Raw genomic sequence first — 18,757 nt, 5'->3', positions numbered from 1 at the left:
CCCATGAAGGAGGCGCCGATGCGCTCGCTCGTCCTGTCCCTGACTTCCGCCCTGGCGCTTGCCGCTATTGCTTTCCCGGCCGCAGCCGAAGGTAAGCTGACCGTCTACACCTATGAAAGCTTCACCTCCGAATGGGGACCCGGCCCGCAGGTCAAGAAGGCCTTCGAGGCCGAATGCGCCTGCACCGTCGATTTCGTCTCCGTCGCTGACGGCGTAGCCCTGCTCAACCGCGTCAAGCTCGAGGGCGCTGCGACCAAGGCCGACATCGTGCTTGGCCTCGACACCAACCTGACCGCTGAAGCCAAGGCGACCGGCCTGTTTGCACCATACGGTGCGGCTGGCGCCGACGTCACGGTTCCGGGCGACTGGAAGGACGACACCTTCGTGCCCTACGACTACGGCTACTTCGCCGTCGTCTACGACACCGAGAAGCTGAAGAACCCGCCCAAGAGCCTGAAGGAACTGGTCGAGGGCGACCCCGAACAGAAGATCGCCATCCAGGATCCGCGCACCTCGACGCCCGGCCTCGGCCTGCTGCTCTGGGTCAAGTCGGTCTATGGCGACAAGGCGCCGGAAGCCTGGGCCAAGCTCAAGGGCCGCGTCCTGACCGTCACTCCGGGCTGGAGCGAGGCCTATGGTCTGTTCACCAAGGGCGAGGCGCCAATGGTGCTGTCCTACACCACCTCGCCGGCCTACCACATGGTCGCCGAAAGCACCGAGCGCTACCAGGCGGCCCCCTTCGAGGAAGGCCACTACCTTCAGATCGAGGTTGCCGGCATCACCACGACAGGCGCCAACAACCCGCTGGCCGAAAAGTTCATGGCCTTCATGACCAGCCCCGGCTTCCAGGACGTGGTGCCCGAGACCAACTGGATGCTGCCGGCCGGCAAGACCGACAAACCGCTCAACCCGGCCTTCGACAAGCTGGTGAAGCCGGCCAAGACGCTGATCTTCAGCGCCGACGAGGTTGCCGCCAACCGCAAGGCCTGGGTCGACGAGTGGCTCGGCGTGATGAGCAAGTAAGGCTCTGTCGACCTGAGATGGCTGTGCTTGGACACCCCCCTCTGGCCTGCCGGCCATCTCCCCCGCAAGGGGGGAGATTGGCTGTGGCTTGGCCTTCGCCAACCCAAAAGGTTGCCAATAGTGGGTGGGTGTCAAAGCTGCTGATCTCCCCCCTTGCGGGGGAGATGGCCGGCAGGCCAGAGAGGGGTGGGACGGAGCGCCACCTTTCGCAGTTTGTCATCCGTCCAACCGTCTCACTATGTCAGTGAACCGCACCGATCCCCGCATCGTCGCCGGCATCCTCGCGCTCGCCGCCATCGCGGTGCTGATCGGCGGTGCATTCGCCGGGCTTGGCATCGAGGCGGTGCGCAACCCGCAAGGAGCCGCGGCAGCCTTCGACGGCTATCTTTTCCGCGTCGCCCGCTTCACCCTGTGGCAGGCGCTGCTGTCGACGCTGCTATCGGTGGTGCCGGCGATCTTCGTCGCCCGCGCTTTGTCGCGGCATCCGCAGTTTCTTGGCCGCGCACTGATCCTGCGCCTGTTTGCCGTGCCCCTCGCCTTGCCGGCGATCGTCGCAGCGCTTGGCATCCTGTCGCTCTACGGCCGCGCCGGCTATTTCGCCGAACCGCTGGCAGCGCTGACCGGCAGAACCTGGCCCGGCATCTATGGCCTATCGGGCATCCTGGTCGCCCATGTCTTCTTCAACCTGCCCCTGGCGACGCGGCTGATGCTGGAGGCACTGCAGACGGTGCCGGCCGACCAGTGGCGGCTGGCGAGCCAACTCGGCATGGGCGCCCGGTCGAGCTTCCGCCTGATCGAGTGGCCATCGCTACGCGCCGCCCTGCCTGGCATCGCCGGGCTGGTGTTCATGCTGTGCATCACCTCCTTCACCATCGTCCTGACGCTCGGCGGTGGGCCGGCAGCGACGACGCTGGAGGTGGCGATCTATCAGGCGCTGCGTTTCGACTTCGACCCCGCCCGCGCGGTCGCCCTGACCCTGCTGCAGATCGCCCTCACCGCACTGGTGGTCCTGGTGCTGATGCGGCTCGGCGCCAACACCACTGGCGACGCCAATCTGCCGGTGGCGCAGCGCAGCTACATCAGGGCAAAGACCAGTGAGCGGACGCTCAATATCGCCGTCATCCTGATCGCCCTTGCCTTCGTCGGCGGCCCGATGCTGGCGACGGTCGTCTCGGGGCTCGAAGCCGATCTCGGCCGGTTGGCCGGCGAAGCTTCGGTCCAACGTGCGACGCTGACCAGCATCGTTCTTGCCACGCTGTCGGCGACGCTCGCCGCCATGCTCGCTTTGTCGCTTGTCATGGCGCGACGGGCACTGGCCGGCGGCAGACCCGGTGGCGCAAGGAAACTGCTCGAGCGCTTTACCGACACGGGCGCCGGCTTCGTGCTAGTGGTACCACCGATCGTCATCGGTGCCGGCTGGTTCGTGCTGGTGCGGCAGTCGGTCGACGTTTTTGCGCTGGCACCGATCATGGTAGTCACCGTCAACGCCGTCATGGCGATGCCGTTTGCCGTCCGCGCCGTGCGCCCCGCCTATGATGCGGCGAGCGAACGCCACGAGCGGCTTTGCGCCCAACTCGGTATTTCAGGCTGGAACAGGCTGCGGCTGATCGACTGGCCCGTGCTCAAGCGCCCGCTTGCCACGGCATTCGCCTTCGCCATGGCGCTGTCGCTTGGCGATCTCGGTGTCATCGCGCTGTTCGGCAGCGACGCGGTACAGACCTTGCCCTACCTTCTGCTTGCCCGCATGGGCAGCTACCGCACCGACGATGCGGCGGGACTTGCGCTGATGCTCGCTTTGTTGTGCCTGGCTCTGACGATGCTCGCCGACCGCCTCGGCAGGGAGACTTCGAAATGACTTCGACCAGTGCGGCGGTGCGCCTCGACCAGGTGGTGTTCAGCTACAGCGACACCATGGTGCGCTTCGACGTGACCTTTGCCCCGGGCGAGATCACCGCCATCATGGGGCCGAGCGGTGCCGGCAAGTCGACATTGCTCAACCTCGTGGCTGGCTTCGAGACGCCGCGCGAAGGCCGGGTGCTGATCGGCGACATGGACGTGACAATGGTACCGCCAGCCGACCGGCCGGTGTCGATGGTGTTCCAGGAAAACAACCTGTTTGCCCATCTCGACGTCGAAAAGAACGTCGGGCTCGGGCGCTCGCCGGCGCTGCGCCTGAGTGCTGCGGACAGGCAGGACGTGGCCGCAGCCCTTGGCCGCGTCGGCCTCGCCGGCATGGAAAGGCGCTTGCCGCGCGAACTGTCCGGCGGCGAACGCCAGCGTGTGGCGCTGGCCCGCGTGCTGGTGCGCGACCGGCCGATTCTGCTGTTGGATGAACCCTTTGCCTCGCTTGGACCAGCATTGCGCGAGGATATGCTGGAGCTGGTGGCAAGCGTGCATGCAGAACGCAGGATGACCGTGCTTTTCGTGACACACCAGCCCGAAGATGCCCGCAAACTGGCCGAAAACATGGTTTTCGTCGAGGCTGGCGCTGTAGCAGCGACAGGAAAGACTGCGGATTTCTTTACGAAATCTGGACCTGAGGCGTTCAGACACTATATCGGCAGTGAACGGTGATGGCACGATCACGCCGAGTTGCCCGGAAGCGGACATAATTTACAGCCAAATCGCCATATTGGCGGTAACGGCCTTATTGTGTCGGCAAGCTGAGTGTGGCTACGTCCGTTTGGTCGGGCCTGCTGCTGCTTTGCCTGCCACCCGAGGAACTGGCCGCCTGAGGAAATTGAAAGGACGCGAGCTCTGCCCACCTGCCGCGAGACTGTGATCGAGACGAGAACGCCCCGCTATGCGCGACTGCTGGTCGCCGTGGCGCTGTCGGCGCTTGTCGCCGGTTGCCAGGTGCTCAACCCCTCCGATGTCCGCGAGTCCGGGTTCCAACCGTCCAACAATCCGGTGACCGTCGACAACGTCACCCGCAACGACAAGCTCGCCGAAATCGCCAAGGCCCAGCATCCGCGTATCCTGGCGACCTATGGCGGCGAATACTCCGATCCCAAGCTGGAGCGCATGGTCGCCAAGGTGGTCGGCAGCCTGACCACCGTGTCGAGCAACCCGAACCAGACCTACCGCATCACCATTCTCAATTCGCCCAACGTCAACGCCTTCGCGCTGCCGGGCGGCTATCTCTACGTGACGCGCGGGCTCCTGGCGCTGGCCAATGATTCGGCCGAGCTGGCGGCCGTCATCTCGCACGAGATGGGCCACGTCACCGCCAACCACGGCATCCAGCGCCAGCAGAAGGAAGCCGAGGAAGTGCTGGCGACCAAGGTCGTCACCGACGTGCTCGGCGAAAGCCCGACGGCCAAGGCAGCATTGATCCGCGGCAAGCTGCGGCTCGCCCAGTTCTCGCGCAACCAGGAACTGGAGGCCGACGGCATCGGCATCAAGATGAGCGGCCAGGCTGGCTACGATCCGTTTGCCGCCGGGCGCTTCCTGCAGTCGATGGCCGCCTATTCCGACCTGCGCGCGGTCAGCGGTGCCACCGACGCCAGCCTCGACTTCCTGGCCAGCCACCCCAATGCGCCGCAGCGTATCGATCTCGCCCAGCGCCATGCCCGCCAGTTCGGTGCGCCCGGCATCGGCAAGCGCGACCGCGATTCCTTCCTTGCCGGCATCGACGGGTTGCTGTTCGGCGACACGCCCGACGAAGGTTATGTCCGCGGCACGACCTTCATGCACCCCAAGCTCGGCATCTCGTTTGCCGTGCCGCAGGGCTTCATTATCGACAACACCGCAGCCGCCGTCACCGCGACCGGCCCCGACAACACCGCGATCCGCTTCGACGGCGTGGCCATCGACGCCAAGCTGCCCTTGGCCGACTACGTCAAGAGCGGCTGGGTGGCAGGGCTCGACCCGTCGAGCGTGCGCGCTGAAACGATCAACGGCAACGAGGCCGCCTTCGCCCGCGCCAGCGCCGAGGGCTGGCAGTTCGACATCGTGGTGATCCGCAACGGCGCGCAGGTCTACCGCTTGCTGACGGCCGCACCGACCGCCAGCACCACGCTCGAACCGATCGCGCGCTCGGTCAGCTCAAGCTTCCGCGTGATGACGGCAGCGGAAAAGGCAGCGCTCAAGCCGCTGCGGATCCGCGTCGTCACCGTTCAGCCGGGCCAGAACATGGGTTCGCTCGCCGCCAGCATGGTCGGCGTTGATCGCAAGCTCGATCTGTTCAGGGTGTTGAACGCGCTGGCGCCCGGAGCTTCGGTGTCAGCCGGAGACAAGGTCAAGATCGTCACCGACCGGTAGTTCAGACCGGCTGGAACGCCGAATTCTGCCGCACCAGGGCGGTCTTCAGCTTCTCCATGGCGCGCGTCTCGATCTGGCGCACCCGCTCCTTGGAGATGCCGAGCGACGTGCCTAGCTCTTCCAGCGTCGCCCCCTCTTCGGTCAACCGGCGCTCTGCGATGATCTGCAGCTCGCGCGCATTGAGCACGCCCAAGGCGTTGTGCAGCCAACTCGAACGCCGCTCGATGTCGATCGCCTCGCCGACAAGCTCGTCCGGCAAGGGATCGTCCGACACCAGCAGGTCCATGCGTTCGCCCGAATCGCCATCGTCGCTGAGCGGCGCATTGAGCGAGGTATCAGGTACGGACAGGCGCATGTCCATCATTGCGACGTCGGCTTCCGATACGCCGAGTGCGACCGAAATCTGCTGATAAGCGGCGGTGCCGCCGAGCGGGCCGCCGCCCTGGGCAAGCCGGGCACGCATGCGGCGCAGGTTGAAGAACAGCGACTTTTGCGCCGAACTCGTGCCGCCCCTGACGATCGACCAGTTGCGCAGGATGTAGTCCTGCATCGAGGCGCGGATCCACCAGGTGGCATATGTCGAGAAGCGGACCTCGCGCTGGGGGTCGAAACGGGCTGCAGCTTCGAGCAGCCCGACATGGCCTTCCTGGATGAGGTCACCCATCGGCAGGCCGTAGCGCCTGAACTTGACCGCCATGGCGATGACGAGGCGCATATGGGCGGTGGTGATCTGGTTGAGCGCGTCCTGATCGTGCCGCTCTTTCCAGCGGATCGCCAGCTCGAGCTCCTCGCCACGCTCGAGATAGGGTGCGCGCGACGCCGCCCTCAGCATCATCTGCTCGCCGGCCAGGCCTGCTCGATCCATATACATCTTGCGCCCCTTGTCCTGAGAACAGTCGGGTCCTGAGAGCAGCCGGGCGCGCGTCGCAATCTCGCGCGGCCCCGCAGGGCCATTAACGCGCCGCGTCGGCGAATGTTCCGGAGTGGGCGACGGCCATCATGGCTTGTAGATTTCCATTCCAGTATTGCGCCATAAATGAAATTTCATTCCTTATGCTTGGGGCTGGCTTCTGACAGATTGCCGCCAATCACAACTTTCCCGGTCAGCAAGCCGGGCACAGAATCGGGATCACACAAAATGAAGTGGTTTAAATCACTGGCCGTTGCCGCAACGATCCAGCTCGCCGCAGTCGCCGCCGGCCATGCCGGTGAAAATCTCAACGAGATCAAGGCCTCAGGCATCTTCAAGATCGGCACCGAGGGTACCTACGCGCCCTTCACCTATCACGACGCCTCGGGCGCGCTGGTCGGCTTCGACGTCGAGATCGGCAAGGAAATCGCCAAGCGCCTCGGCGTCAAGGCAGAGTTCCTCGAAGGCAAGTGGGACGGCCTGATCGCCGGCATCGACGCAAAGCGCTATGACGCCGTCATCAACCAGGTCGGCATCACCGAGGCGCGCAAGGCCAAGTATGACTTCTCCGACCCCTACATCGCTTCGAAGGCGGTGCTGATCGTCAGCGGCAAGAACGAAGACATCAAGGGCTTCGCCGATCTCAAGGGCAAGAAGTCGGCCCAGTCGCTGACCAGCAACTTCGGCAAGATCGCCGAGGCCAACGGTGCTGAACTCGTCGGCACCGACGGCTTCGACCAGTCGATCCAGCTGGTGCTCAACGGCCGCGCCGACGCCACAATCAACGACTCGCTGTCGTTCTTCGACTTCAAGAAGCACAAGCCCGACGCCGACGTGAAGATCGTTGCCGAAGAGGCCAAGGCCGACTTCTCCGGCGTCATCGTGCGCAAGGGCGAGCCCGAGCTGGTTGAGGCGATCAACAAGGCGCTGGCCGAGATCAAGGCTGACGGCACCTACAAGAAGATCTCCGAGGCCTATTTCGGCGCGGACGTCTCGCAGTAACGACATTGCTCCTCCGGCGGCGCCCGACGTGGCGGCCGCCTGAGGGGCAGTCATTTTCCACCTCTCATTTTTTCCCATGAACTTGCCCGGAAAATCTGCGATTTTCCGGGCTCGTTGTTTTATGCCGATAGAGCGTCCTTTGCACGTCCCCAGGGGACGCGCGGCGCTCTATTGTGGAAGGGAGCATTCATCTTGCCACATTGGCTGCAATTGATGCTGGAGTCGCTCGGCCCCTTGCTGTGGGCCGCACTCATTTTCACAGCACCGCTGACGCTGCTCTCCTTCGCCTTCGGCCTGACGGTCGGGCTGGGCGCGGCACTTGCCCGCCTGTTCGGACCGGCCTGGCTGTCGGCGATCGTCCGCTTTTACGTCTGGATCATCCGTGGCACGCCGCTTCTGGTGCAGCTGTTTCTGATCTTTTACGGCCTGCCCAGCGTCGGTATCGTGCTCGACGCCTTCCCCGCCGCGCTGATCGGCTTCACCCTCAATGTCGGGGCCTATTCCTCCGAGATCATCCGCGCCGCCATCAGCTCGGTCGCCAAGGGGCAATGGGAAGCGGCCTATTCGATCGGCATGACATGGTCGCAGGCGATGCGCCGGACGATCCTGCCGCAGGCAGCGCGCGTCGCCGTGCCGCCGTTGTCGAATACCTTCATATCGCTGGTCAAGGACACCTCGCTCGCCGCCGCCATAACCGTGCCGGAGATGTTCCAGGCCGCACAGCGCATCGTCGCCACGACCTATGAGCCGCTGATCCTCTATGTCGAGGCGGCCATACTCTATCTCGCCATGAGTTCGGTGCTGTCGTCGCTGCAGGTCAAGCTGGAGAAGCGGCTCAACCGCTATGGTGGCTTCCTGGAGGCGCGGACATGATCGGTCTGTCCCACATCGTCAAGCAGTTCGGCGACAATGTCGTGCTCAAGGACGTTTCGGTCGAGATCAGGGAAGGCAGCGTCACCGCGCTTGTCGGCCCTTCCGGCGGCGGCAAGAGCACGCTCCTGCGCTGCATCAACCTGCTTGAGATCCCGACCTCGGGCACCGTGCGTATCGGCGACGACACGCTCGAATTCCGCCCCGGCCACCGGGTCGCCACCAAGGCGATCCAGCAGCTGCGGCGCCAGACCGGCATGGTGTTCCAGAACTTCCAGCTGTTTCCGCATCGCACGGCGGTCGAAAACGTCATGGAAGGGCTGGTGACCGTGCTGAAATGGCCGGAAGCCAAGGCGCGCGAACGCGCGATGGCACTGCTGGACAAGGTCGGCATGTCGCACAAGGTCGATGCCTGGCCGGCAACGCTGTCGGGCGGGCAGCAGCAGCGCGTCGCCATCGCACGCGCCCTGGCGCCGTCACCAAAGGTGCTTTTGTGCGACGAACCGACATCGGCACTCGACCCCGAACTGGCGCAGGAGGTTGTCGACGTGCTCGGCCAGCTGGCGCGCGAGGGCACGACCATGGTGATCGCCACCCACGACCTGCGCCTGGCCTCCAAGATCGCCCATGAGGTGCTGTTCCTGGAAGCTGGGTCGGTTGTCGAAAAAGGTCCGGCAAGCGAGGTGTTCGGCAATCCGAAGCATGAGCGCACCAAACGCTTCATCGCCACGATCACGCATCAGCACGAGCACGGCAAAGGTGGCGAGGGTTAGGTCTGTCGCCCGCGCCAAACAAGCGTCAGAAAAAGATCTCGGCGGCCGGGCGGACATCAACCTCGGCATCGCCGGCACCAAAACCGTCGAGCGTTTCATTGTGGTGGGCGATGATGTCGACATGGGCAAGATGTGCCGAGTCGGCGGTCGTGTGGCCGTCGGCCACGAGCGTGACATCGTAGCCGAGCGACACGGCGCGACGCACTGTGGTGTCGACGCAAAACTGGGTCATGCAACCGCCGACGACCAAGTGCGAGACACCCAGTTCGCCGAGGCGGGCGCCCAGATCCGTCTCGTGAAACGAGTCCGAGCTCTTCTTGCGAACGAGAACATCACCGGCCTGCGGTGCCAGCTCCGGCCGGACTCCCCAGCCTTCGGTCCCGACCGCCAGCCGGTGGCCTTCGGGCCCGTCGTGCTGGATGACGACGACTGGCACGCCGGCCGAACGTGCCTTGTCTTGAAGGACGCGCAACCTGCCTGTCGTATCGTCGAGCGCAGCCTCCAGCAGCAGCTGCCGTTCCGGGGTTCCCTTGCCCTTCAGGATCGCATTCTGCACGTCGATGATAAGAAGCGCTTTGTTCATCTGCTGTCTGTCCCGAAGCGGCTATGTCTGAGCCTCGGATACAGCAAAACCAGTTGCCTCAGAAGCGGCATTCAAGACAATCGCCAGATGGCGAGGCCGTGTCCTGGACCGTCACCGCGGTTGCGAGATCGCGGCATGGCATTTCATCCATGGAGACCTCCACGCCCAACAAAACCAGGCGCCTTTCAGGCAGTGCTATCGCAACGCACTCCTTGCGCATCCACTGCGACGCACGGCGCTTCACTCAACAAACAAAAAACCCGGCCATTGGCCGGGTTTTTCATAACGGAACTGAAAAGCCTGATCAGGCAGCTTCTTCCTGCTCGGCATCGGCTTCTTCGTTGTCTGCCTTGGCGCCGCGCTTCGGACCCTTGTTGAGGTTGGTCTCGATGAGACGGACAGCCTCGGTCTCCGACAGACGGTTGACCGCTGCCAGCTCGCGCGCCATGCGGTCGAGCGCTGCTTCATAAAGCTGGCGCTCGGAGTAGGACTGCTCCGGCTGGTTGTCGGCGCGGTAGAGGTCGCGCACGACTTCGGCGATCGAGATCAGGTCGCCGGAATTGATCTTTGCATCATATTCCTGCGCGCGGCGCGACCACATGGTGCGCTTGACGCGGGCGCGGCCCTGCACGACCTTCAATGCACGCTCGACATAGTCGGTCTCGGAAAGCTTGCGCATGCCGATGGACGTCGCCTTGGCGACCGGCACCTTGAGGCGCATCTTGTCTTTCTGGAAATCGATTACGAACAGTTCGAGCTTGTGTCCCGCCACTTCCTGCTCGTCGATCGATACGATCTGACCGACACCATGCGCCGGATAGACAATATACTCGCCGGTCTTGAAACCGTGACGTGCTGCGGATTTCTTCTGCGGGATGGAAGTTGCCATACGCCCTGAACTCCTTCTTGTGACACCGGCCCGCCGAGGCCGGTTGATCGGGACAGTCGCAAAACGCGACCTTCTGCCGCACGACAATCGACCCCCAATCGGAAGAGCTTGGACCAGCAAACCGCAAACATTGCGACTGCCGGGCCCAGATTACTCTGGTCCGGATTAGGGTTGTCACCTTTCAGTGAGTTAGGCTATGCGCCATAGATCGACGTTGTGTCATCGGCATGTTGGGCTAGCTCTAACACAAAAAGTCGGAAGAATCAAGATTTTGCTGCATACGCGAACATCCGGCCGCGTCAAGAGTCGACAACGGCACTCAATCCAACGATCTAGCGCCCTTTAAGGCGCGCAGCCCTCAATTGCCTTCGCCAGGCTCTGCCGAAAAGAACTTCTCGAACTTGTCTTCGACACCGTCAAATTCCTTGGCGTCGGCAGGAGGTTCCTTCTTGGCCGTGATATTGGGCCATTTTTCGGCATATTCGGTGTTGATCTGCAGCCATTTGTCGAGGCCAGACTCAGTGTCGGGCTTGATCGCGTCAGCCGGGCATTCCGGTTCGCAGACGCCGCAGTCGATGCACTCGTCGGGGTGAATGACGAGCATGTTCTCGCCTTCATAGAAGCAGTCGACCGGACAAACCTCGATGCAATCCATGTATTTGCATTTGATGCAGTTGTCGGTGACGACGTAGGTCATGAAGCAGGCTCCGGGACTTCCCGTATTTTGTATCTTTCGGGTGAGGTATCCCCTTTGCGAAGCTCTTGCAAGGGCGGCCATTCCGCGCAGAAGCCTGTTGGCGGAACGCAATTCTCAACTGGCCAGGAACGGGTCCAAAGCCTTTGCGTCATTGGTCGCGCAGCCTGTCGGTGGCGCGCCGTTCCTTCTTGGTCGGGCGGCCACTGCCTGCCTCGCGCAGCGGCGGTTTGGCATCAGGCGGCGCCTGGTCCCTCGGCGTCGGCGCCGGAGAGATGTCGTCGTAGAGCTTGCGCGCTTCTTCAGCCGGCCCGCGCCGCTCGCCAGCGAGCAGAACCTTATAGACCAGGATACGGCGGTCGGGCGTGATCGTCAGCACATCGCCTGTCTTGACGATGTCGGAGGCCTGGCCGAGCTTCTGGCCGTTGCACCTGACGCCGCCCGATTGCGCAAGCTTGGCGCCGAGCGAACGCGACTTGACCGCGCGCGAGAAGAACAGCCACTTGTCGATGCGCTGTCTTCCCTCGCCGGCCAAGGCGTTTACTTCTTGAGCTGGTCGCGCAGCGCGGCGAGCTTGGCAAAGGGCGAATCGGGATCGATACGCACCGGACGCTCTTCGCGCGGCTTCGGCTGGAAGGCGGGCTTGCCCTTGAAGCCGCTGCGGTCGCCACCGGGTCTTTCGCCCTGCGAACGTTCACCACGGCCACGGTTTTCGGGACGCCCACCCTCGCCCTGCGGCTTGCCGCCTGGCTTGCGATCGAAGCGCGGACGCCCACCTTCACGGCCTTCGCCGCCTTCGCGGCCACCATTGCGATTGCCCTCGCCCTGACGAGCTGCGGGAGCGCCGGCAGCACCAGCTGCACGCTGATCGCGCTGGCCGCCACGCGCGCGGTTGTCCTGGCGATGGCGCGGACGCTGTTCGAAACGGCCCTGACGCCACAACAGGATCGGCTTGGGCGCTTCCGCGGCTTCGGTGGCGTCTGCAACGGCGGCTTCCACCGGAGCGGCATCGGCAACCGGGGAGTCGGCGACTACCGGGGCATCGGCGACGACCGCGGCGGCTTCCGCCTCGACTTCCGGCTCGGAAGCGAGCTCGGCGACCGGTTCCGCAGCGACCTCGGCTACTGGTTCGGCAGCCGCCTCGATCTGCTCGGCGACGGTTTCAGTTGCCTGCCCGTCTGCTTCGGTCTCGGGTGCCTGTTCGGCGGCGTCGGGAGCAGTCTGTTCGGCGGCCTCAGCCGTCTCGACGAAGGGTTCGGCAGAAACGTCGGCAGCCTCGTCGCTCGCAGCGGATGCAGCAGCCTCAGCAGCGGCGGCAGCCTTTGCGGCAACAGCCTTGGCCACGGCCTCGCGAGCGGCGTTGTCGATCGCCTCGAGCTTATCCTTGACCTCGGCAGCGGCCTTCGGCTCGGCACGGTAGCCAAGACCCTTGAGGATCTCTTCCATGTCGTCGCCGGTGGCGCCGAGGATCGACATCATCTGCGGCGTGACGATGAACGAGCTGCCATCATAGGCGCCATCGGGGCGCGCGCCCACACCCTGCTTCCAGGCAAGGGCCGGGCGGATCAGGTCGGCGAGACGCTCGAGGATGTCGACGCGCACGGCGCGGCGGCCGAGATTGCGGAAGCCGGCGAGCTTGTAGAAGGTCTTGTCGAAGGTCGGGTCGATGACGACCGAAGTGCGTCCGGCAGCGAGCGCATGGACGACGTCGCCGAAACCCGGCTTGTCCTTGCCGTCGTTCTTGATCGCCCACAGCAGCGTCACCAGACCAGCTGGCGCCGGCTTGATCAGCGCCGGCACGAAGACATGGTAGGCCCCGAAACGCACGCCGAGGCGGCGCAAGGCAGCGCGGCCTTCCTGATCCAGCGACTTCACCTCTTCAGCGATGTCGCGGCGATTGATCAGGCCGAAATTCTCGACCAGCTGGAAGGCGATGCCGCGGCCGATACCGGAAAGCTGTTCGGCGGCCTTGAGATCGACAAGCGGCTTGAGCAGCGACTCGACCTGGAAATTGACGAAGCGGTCGGCGCGTGCTGCGACCTTGTCGCGAGCCGGGCCAGTCAGCTGCTCGTCGGCGAGCAGGACAACGCGCGGCTTGAGCGCATCCTCGCCCTCGACCAGCGTTCCGATCGGCGCACCGATCCAGCGCAGCACGCCGTCGGAGCCAAGCGCGATGTCGCCATTGGGCGACGCCGCGAAACGCTCGGCGCGGGAATCGAACTCGGTGGCGAGCGCCTTCTGGGCTGCCGTGCGCACGGCCTTGGCGTCTTCTCCACCAGCGCTCTGGTCGGCGGTGAAACGGAACCCCTGCAGTTCGCCGACGTGATGACCCTCGACGAGGACAGTTCCGGACGGGCTTATTTCGGCTTCAAGCATAGTGTTTTCTCTAAGGCGGCGCATGAGGACGGAAGTCCTGCGGTCTACAAAGCGTTTCGTCAACCGCTCATGCAGTGCATCAGACAATCTGTCTTCGATGTTTCGCGTTTTTTCTTGCCAGTGTGCCGGATCGGCAAGCCAGCCAGGGCGGTTTGAGACAAAAGTCCAGGTCCGGATCTGTGCGATCCGGTGCGAAAGCGTGTCGATGTCGCCTTCGGTGGAATCGGCGCGGCGCACCTGCTCGGCCATGTAGTTTTCGTCGACATGGCCGTTGCGGGCGAGGTCGTCATACATCGAGGCGATGAGGTCGGCATGCTGGGCCGGCGCGATCCTGCGGTAGTCGGGCAGCGCGCAGGTCTCCCACAACAGGGCGACGCGCTCGCGGCCGGTGGCAAGCGTACGGATGTTTTCGTCACGCGAAAGATGCTCGAGCGCCTGGGCGTCGACCGCCGGCAGCGCGCGCGTCAGGCCCTCGACAGGTGCCACCGTGTCGATCGAGCGCTTGAGCGTGTCGAGGCTGGCGAAATCGAACTGAGCGGTGCGCCACTGCAGCACCTTCACCGGCTCGAAATCGTGGCCTTCGATCTTCTCGATCAGTTCCTCGTCGAACGGATCGACCTGGCCAGTGACACCGAAGGTGCCGTCGCGCAGATGGCGCCCGGCACGGCCGGCGATCTGGCCGAGCTCGGCTGCGGTCAGCTGGCGATACTGGTAGCCGTCGAACTTGCGGTTCTGGGCGAAGGCGACATGGTCGACATCGAGATTGAGGCCCATGCCGATGGCGTCGGTGGCAATCAGGTAGTCGACGTCGCCGGACTGGTAGAGCTCGACCTGGGCGTTGCGGGTACGCGGGCTGAGCGCGCCAAGCACGACGGCGGCACCACCCTGCTGACGGCGGATCAATTCGGCGATGCCATAGACCTCGTCGGCCGAGAAGGCGACGATGGCCGAGCGGCGCGGCAGCCGCGTCAGTTTCTTGGAACCGGCATAAGCGAGATGCGACAGGCGCGGCCGGGTGACCACTGATACACCCTTCAGGAGCCTCTGCAGGATGCCGTGCATTGTGGCGGCACCAAGCAGCAGCGTTTCTTGCCTGCCGCGCAAATGCAGGATGCGGTCGGTGAAGATATGGCCGCGCTCGAGATCGCCAGCGAGCTGAACCTCGTCGATGGCAACGAATGCCGCGTCGGTCTGGCGCGGCATCGCCTCGACGGTGCAGACCGAGTATTTCGCGCCCGCCGGCAGGATTTTCTCCTCGCCGGTGACCAGCGCGACCTTGTGGGCACCGACCTTCTCGCACAGCCGGCCATAGACCTCGCGTGCAAGCAGCCTGAGCGGCAGGCCGATGATGCCGCTTTCGTGCGCGACCATGCGCTCGATTGCGAGGTGGGTCTTGCCCGTATTGGTCGGACCCAGAACCGCTGTTACATCGCGGCCTGACAGGATCAGTGGGTCGTTCTGCTTGGAGTGGACATTCATTCTACGGAACCGCCCTCGGCGCCGGGTCCACCCGGCGTTGCGCCGCCTGTCGCGACGACTGGACACATAGGGATTTGTAGGCCGAAGCGAAAGCAGAATGTTCCAGATTTAAGAATTGGAACGAGTCTGGAACGAATCAGCGACGAATCACTGACTCCGGCAGATTCAGGTTTTGTTCACCCCAACATATAGATTTTGAGCTGGCAAGCCGCACCACATGCAGATTCGCTAAAGTGGCCCGTTTCATGCTTTCAGGCTCCGCTGTTAACCTTTGCCGGCCAAGTGCGGGAACTGCCCTGCAGTCTCGACGCAAAATAATGATTTTGTTGATGTTTCCTATCGCCGGGTTAACGCGGGAACCGTCGGCGGCCGGCACCTTGTTAAGATTTGAACCAAATGCGGAACGAACAGGCGACGAATCACTGATAGGACAAGTTTCCTGATTTGTTCACCGCTAGATGTTGTGTCTCGGCCCAGTCGTCCACCGATTATCCACCGAGGAGTCACAGGCTTGTCCACAACTTGCCCGCCGGCGCGTTAACCTATGCGTGCCATAGCGGCACATACGTCTTGAGCGCAAAATATCTGTGATTGCATTACGTTAAGGGAACCACACCCGTTGAATGCGGCGTCGAGCCGTGGCTCCATCCGCACGTTGAGTCTGCGCGGCGGAGGTTGCCTAGGCGGGGCCTTCGGAAAATGCGGCGCACCACGCAGGCGCACGTCATCTGGAGGGAAGATCATGACCAAACGTCTATTCGCCGAATTCCTCGGCACTTTCTGGCTCGTCTTCGGCGGTTGCGGCAGTGCCGTGCTTGCTGCCGCGTTTCCCGAACTCGGTATCGGCTTTGCCGGCGTTGCATTGGCGTTCGGCCTGACTGTCCTGACCATGGCCTATGCCGTCGGCGGCATATCAGGCGGCCATTTCAACCCGGCGGTCTCGGTCGGCCTGATGATGGCCGGGCGCTTCGAGGCCAAGGACCTGGTGCCTTATGTCATTGCCCAGGTGGTCGGTGCGATCGTCGCCTCAACGGTGCTCTACCTCATCGTCAGCGGCAAGGCTGACTTCGCCGGCATCGGCGGCTTTGCCACCAACGGCTATGGCGACGCTTCGCCGGGCAAATACGGCCTGACCTCGGCGCTGATCATCGAAGTCGTTTTGACCTTCATGTTCCTGATGATCATCCTCGGCTCGACCCATGGACGTGTCCCGGCCGGCTTCGCGCCGATTGCCATCGGCCTGGCCCTAACGCTGATCCACCTGATCTCGATCCCGGTGACCAACACCTCGGTCAACCCGGCCCGTTCGACCGGCCCGGCACTGTTTGTCGGCGGCATGGCCCTGCAGCAGCTCTGGCTGTTCTGGGTTGCCCCGATCGTGGGCGCGGCAATCGCCGGCATCGTCCACAAGGCGATGTTCGAAAAGGACTGAGCCCTCACCGGCCAGACGCGAAAACGGCGCCTTGCGGCGCCGTTTTTTCTTGTTTCGGGTCTGCAAGTAACCGTGTCAGACGAAATACTGCCCGCCATTGGCGCTCAGCGTCGCGCCGGTGATGAAGCCCGACTGTTCGGACGCCAGGAACACCACGCAGCGCGCGATCTCCTCGGGTTCGCCGAGACGGCCGACCGGAATCTGGGCGATGATCGATTCACGCACCTTCTCGGGAACCGCCATCACCATTTCGGTGGCGATGTAGCCCGGGCAGATGACGTTGACGGTGATGCCCGCGCGCGCGCCTTCCTGGGCCAGCGCCTTGGTAAAGCCGATGTCGCCGGCCTTGGAGGCCGAGTAGTTGGCCTGGCCGGCCTGGCCCTTCTGGCCGTTGATCGAGGATATGGTGACGATGCGGCCGAACTTGCGGTCGCGCATGCCGCTCCACAGCGGATGGGTCATGTTGAAGGCACCATTCAGATTGGTGTCGATGACTTCCTTCCACTGCTCGCGCGTCATCTTGTGAAACATCGAATCGCGCGTGATGCCGGCATTGTTGACCAGCACCGAGACAGGGCCAAGGTCGGCCTCGACCTGTTTGATGCCGGCCTCGCAAGCGTCATAGTCGGCAACCGACCACTTGTAGACCGGGATGCCCGTCTCAGCCTTGAACTTCTGCGCAGCTTCGTCGTTGCCGGCATAATTGGCGGCAACCGAGTAGCCGGCCTCCTTCAGGGCGATCGAAATAGCAGCACCGATGCCGCGCGTTCCTCCGGTAACCAGTGCAACTTTGCTCATGCGTTTCCCCTTTTCTGCTGCTTGATGGATTGCCCTTTGGACAGGGTTTTACAGCGCCACGAGTCCAGTTGGACGCGCAAAGGACGCTGTGACATTTTGAATTGGCGCATGATCCTTTCCGAAAATCGACCCCGATTTTCGGGGTTATGCGCTAGAGACAAAAAGGGCGGCACATTGGCCGCCCTCTTGCTTTTCGATTTACATCGCCTCGACACACATCGCGACGCCCATGCCGCCGCCGATGCACAGGGTCGCGAGACCCTTTTTGGCACTGCGTCGCCGCATCTCGTAGACCAGCGTGTTGAAGACGCGGGCGCCCGATGCGCCGACCGGATGGCCGATGGCAATGGCACCGCCATTGACGTTGACGATCGCCGGATCCCAGCCCATGTCCTTGTTGACCGCGCAGGCCTGCGCGGCGAAAGCCTCGTTGGCCTCGACGAGATCGAGGTCGCCGACCGACCAGCCGGCTTTTTCGAGCGCCCTGCGAGAAGCCGGGATCGGGCCGGTGCCCATGATCTGCGGATCAACGCCCGCGGTCGCCCACGAAACGATGCGGACCAGCGGGGTCAGGCCGCGGCGCACGGCTTCGGCCTCGCTCATCAGGACGACGGCGGCAGCGCCGTCATTGATGCCCGACGCGTTGCCGGCGGTGACTGTGCCTTCCTTGTCGAAGGCAGGGCGCAGCTTGGCAAGCGAATCGAGCGTCGCGCCATGGCGGATGTATTCGTCCTGGTCGACGATGGTGTCGCCCTTCTTGCCCTTGATGGTGAATGGCACGATCTCGTCGGCGAAACGGCCGGCCTTCTGCGCGGCCTCGGCCTTGTTCTGCGAGGCGACCGCGAACTGGTCCTGCTCGTCGCGGGTCAGCTGCCACTGGCGGGCGACGTTCTCGGCGGTGTTGCCCATGTGGTAGCCGTAGAAGGCGTCGGTCAGGCCGTCCTTGATCATCGTGTCGATCATCTTGAAGTCGCCCATCTTCACGCCGCCGCGCAAATGCTGGCAGTGCGGCGCCATCGACATCGATTCCTGGCCGCCGGCAACGATGATCTTGGCATCGCCCGTGGCAATCTGCTGCATGCCGATGGCAATGGTGCGCAGGCCCGAGCCGCACAGCTGGTTGAGGCCCCAGGCGGTTGCTTCCTGCGGCACGCCCGCTGCCATGGCTGCCTGGCGGGCCGGGTTCTGGCCGGCGCCGGCGGCAAGGATCTGGCCGAGGATGACTTCGTCGACTTCCTTGGGATCGACGCCGGCGCGTGCCAGCGCCTCCCGGACTGCAACAGCGCCGAGCTCGTGCGCCGGCGTGTTGGCGAAGGCGCCGTTGAACGAGCCGACCGGCGTTCGGGCGGCGCTGGCGACGACGATGGAGGACGAGGCGGACATGTTTCTCTCCAGACTTCGTTTGACGAATGGTTGTTGCGCGTCGAGGACATTGGCGCTCATGACTTTTCTTGCCCGTTCCAGGACCCGAGTCAAACCGGAAAATAGCGGGATTGCCGATGCTGCGGCCGCACTGCAGCAATGCTGCGCAGCATTTTTTTTTGCCGGCGTTGGCCGGCCTTGCCTTCTTGCAGTGCACAAACCACTTGGATTTGCGATTGCTTTGCGCTTATCCTCATGACCGGCGAAATGTTACCGGCTGCTTACATGGCATTCCGGTCTTCC

15 protein-coding genes and 1 pseudogene are annotated in these 18,757 nt (G+C 63.6%); 8 read left to right on the top strand and 8 right to left on the bottom strand.

Annotated elements, in window-relative coordinates; all coding sequences use genetic code 11:
- Positions 1 to 18: 18 nt before the first annotated feature.
- From thiB to IHE39_RS10690, 4 genes and pseudogenes are all read left to right on the top strand, one after another.
- A complete protein-coding gene (gene thiB / locus IHE39_RS10705; RefSeq protein ID WP_192566435.1) occupies positions 19 to 1,023 on the top strand; it encodes a thiamine ABC transporter substrate binding subunit in 1,005 nt (334 codons plus the stop codon).
- A gap of 238 nt (positions 1,024 to 1,261) precedes the next feature.
- Complete coding sequence (gene thiP / locus IHE39_RS10700; RefSeq protein ID WP_192566434.1) at positions 1,262 to 2,878, top strand: thiamine/thiamine pyrophosphate ABC transporter permease; 1,617 nt, start codon at positions 1,262 to 1,264, stop codon at positions 2,876 to 2,878.
- Positions 2,875 to 3,635 (top strand): annotated as a pseudogene (thiQ, locus tag IHE39_RS10695) (thiamine ABC transporter ATP-binding protein). Before thiP ends, thiQ begins: the two are co-directional and overlap by 4 nt.
- A 199-nt stretch (positions 3,636 to 3,834) precedes the next feature.
- On the top strand, positions 3,835 to 5,286 hold the full coding sequence (locus tag IHE39_RS10690) for a M48 family metalloprotease (protein WP_434781302.1): 1,452 nt from the start codon (positions 3,835 to 3,837) through the stop codon (positions 5,284 to 5,286).
- Position 5,287: 1 nt separating this feature from the next.
- On the opposite strand, the gene IHE39_RS10685 is transcribed toward IHE39_RS10690, so the two are convergent.
- Positions 5,288 to 6,157, bottom strand: coding sequence for an RNA polymerase factor sigma-32 (locus tag IHE39_RS10685; RefSeq protein WP_192566432.1), 870 nt, complete (start codon positions 6,155 to 6,157; stop codon positions 5,288 to 5,290).
- A gap of 267 nt (positions 6,158 to 6,424) precedes the next feature.
- On the opposite strand from IHE39_RS10685, the gene IHE39_RS10680 reads away from it, so the two are divergent.
- The 3 genes from IHE39_RS10680 to IHE39_RS10670 all read left to right on the top strand — a co-directional run bounded on the left by IHE39_RS10680 (position 6,425) and on the right by IHE39_RS10670 (position 8,841).
- Positions 6,425 to 7,198, top strand: coding sequence for an amino acid ABC transporter substrate-binding protein (locus IHE39_RS10680; RefSeq protein ID WP_184767973.1), 774 nt, complete (start codon positions 6,425 to 6,427; stop codon positions 7,196 to 7,198).
- Positions 7,199 to 7,390: 192 nt separating this feature from the next.
- Positions 7,391 to 8,071 (top strand): amino acid ABC transporter permease, encoded by a 681-nt coding sequence (locus IHE39_RS10675; RefSeq protein ID WP_184767974.1) that lies wholly within the window; start codon positions 7,391 to 7,393, stop codon positions 8,069 to 8,071.
- A complete protein-coding gene (locus IHE39_RS10670; protein WP_192566431.1) occupies positions 8,068 to 8,841 on the top strand; it encodes an amino acid ABC transporter ATP-binding protein in 774 nt (257 codons plus the stop codon). The genes IHE39_RS10675 and IHE39_RS10670 overlap by 4 nt, the downstream gene beginning before the upstream one ends.
- A 25-nt stretch (positions 8,842 to 8,866) precedes the next feature.
- Here IHE39_RS10670 and IHE39_RS10665 read toward each other — a convergent pair whose 3' ends face one another.
- The 5 genes from IHE39_RS10665 to IHE39_RS10645 all read right to left on the bottom strand — a co-directional run bounded on the left by IHE39_RS10665 (position 8,867) and on the right by IHE39_RS10645 (position 14,862).
- Entirely contained in the window at positions 8,867 to 9,424 is a 558-nt protein-coding gene (locus IHE39_RS10665; protein WP_192566430.1) for a cysteine hydrolase family protein, read from the bottom strand.
- 304 nt (positions 9,425 to 9,728) lie between these two features.
- Positions 9,729 to 10,313, bottom strand: a complete 585-nt coding sequence (locus tag IHE39_RS10660; RefSeq protein ID WP_115730409.1) for a CarD family transcriptional regulator — start codon at positions 10,311 to 10,313, stop codon at positions 9,729 to 9,731.
- A 358-nt stretch (positions 10,314 to 10,671) separates the two neighbouring features.
- Complete coding sequence (fdxA, locus tag IHE39_RS10655) at positions 10,672 to 11,010, bottom strand: ferredoxin FdxA (protein ID WP_192566429.1); 339 nt, start codon at positions 11,008 to 11,010, stop codon at positions 10,672 to 10,674.
- Between the two features lie 148 nt (positions 11,011 to 11,158).
- On the bottom strand, positions 11,159 to 11,542 hold the full coding sequence (locus IHE39_RS10650) for an RNA-binding S4 domain-containing protein (RefSeq protein WP_192566428.1): 384 nt from the start codon (positions 11,540 to 11,542) through the stop codon (positions 11,159 to 11,161).
- A 5-nt stretch (positions 11,543 to 11,547) separates the two neighbouring features.
- A complete protein-coding gene (locus IHE39_RS10645; RefSeq protein WP_192566427.1) occupies positions 11,548 to 14,862 on the bottom strand; it encodes a helicase-related protein in 3,315 nt (1,104 codons plus the stop codon).
- A gap of 742 nt (positions 14,863 to 15,604) precedes the next feature.
- Here IHE39_RS10645 and aqpZ point away from each other — a divergent pair.
- Entirely contained in the window at positions 15,605 to 16,294 is a 690-nt protein-coding gene (gene aqpZ, locus IHE39_RS10640) for an aquaporin Z (RefSeq protein WP_192566426.1), read from the top strand.
- A 75-nt stretch (positions 16,295 to 16,369) separates the two neighbouring features.
- Here aqpZ and IHE39_RS10635 read toward each other — a convergent pair whose 3' ends face one another.
- Together IHE39_RS10635 and IHE39_RS10630 are read right to left on the bottom strand one after the other, a co-directional pair.
- Entirely contained in the window at positions 16,370 to 17,092 is a 723-nt protein-coding gene (locus IHE39_RS10635) for a beta-ketoacyl-ACP reductase (RefSeq protein ID WP_184767980.1), read from the bottom strand.
- Between the two features lie 198 nt (positions 17,093 to 17,290).
- Positions 17,291 to 18,475 carry an acetyl-CoA C-acetyltransferase gene (locus IHE39_RS10630; RefSeq protein ID WP_184767981.1) on the bottom strand — a complete coding sequence of 395 codons (1,185 nt, stop codon included), beginning with the start codon at positions 18,473 to 18,475 and terminating at the stop codon, positions 17,291 to 17,293.
- Between the last annotated feature and the right edge of the window lie 282 nt (positions 18,476 to 18,757).

Source organism: Aminobacter carboxidus (assembly GCF_014863355.1).
Classification (GTDB): Bacteria; Pseudomonadota; Alphaproteobacteria; order Rhizobiales; family Rhizobiaceae; genus Aminobacter; species Aminobacter carboxidus.
This window is presented reverse-complemented; position numbering and strand designations above follow the sequence as displayed.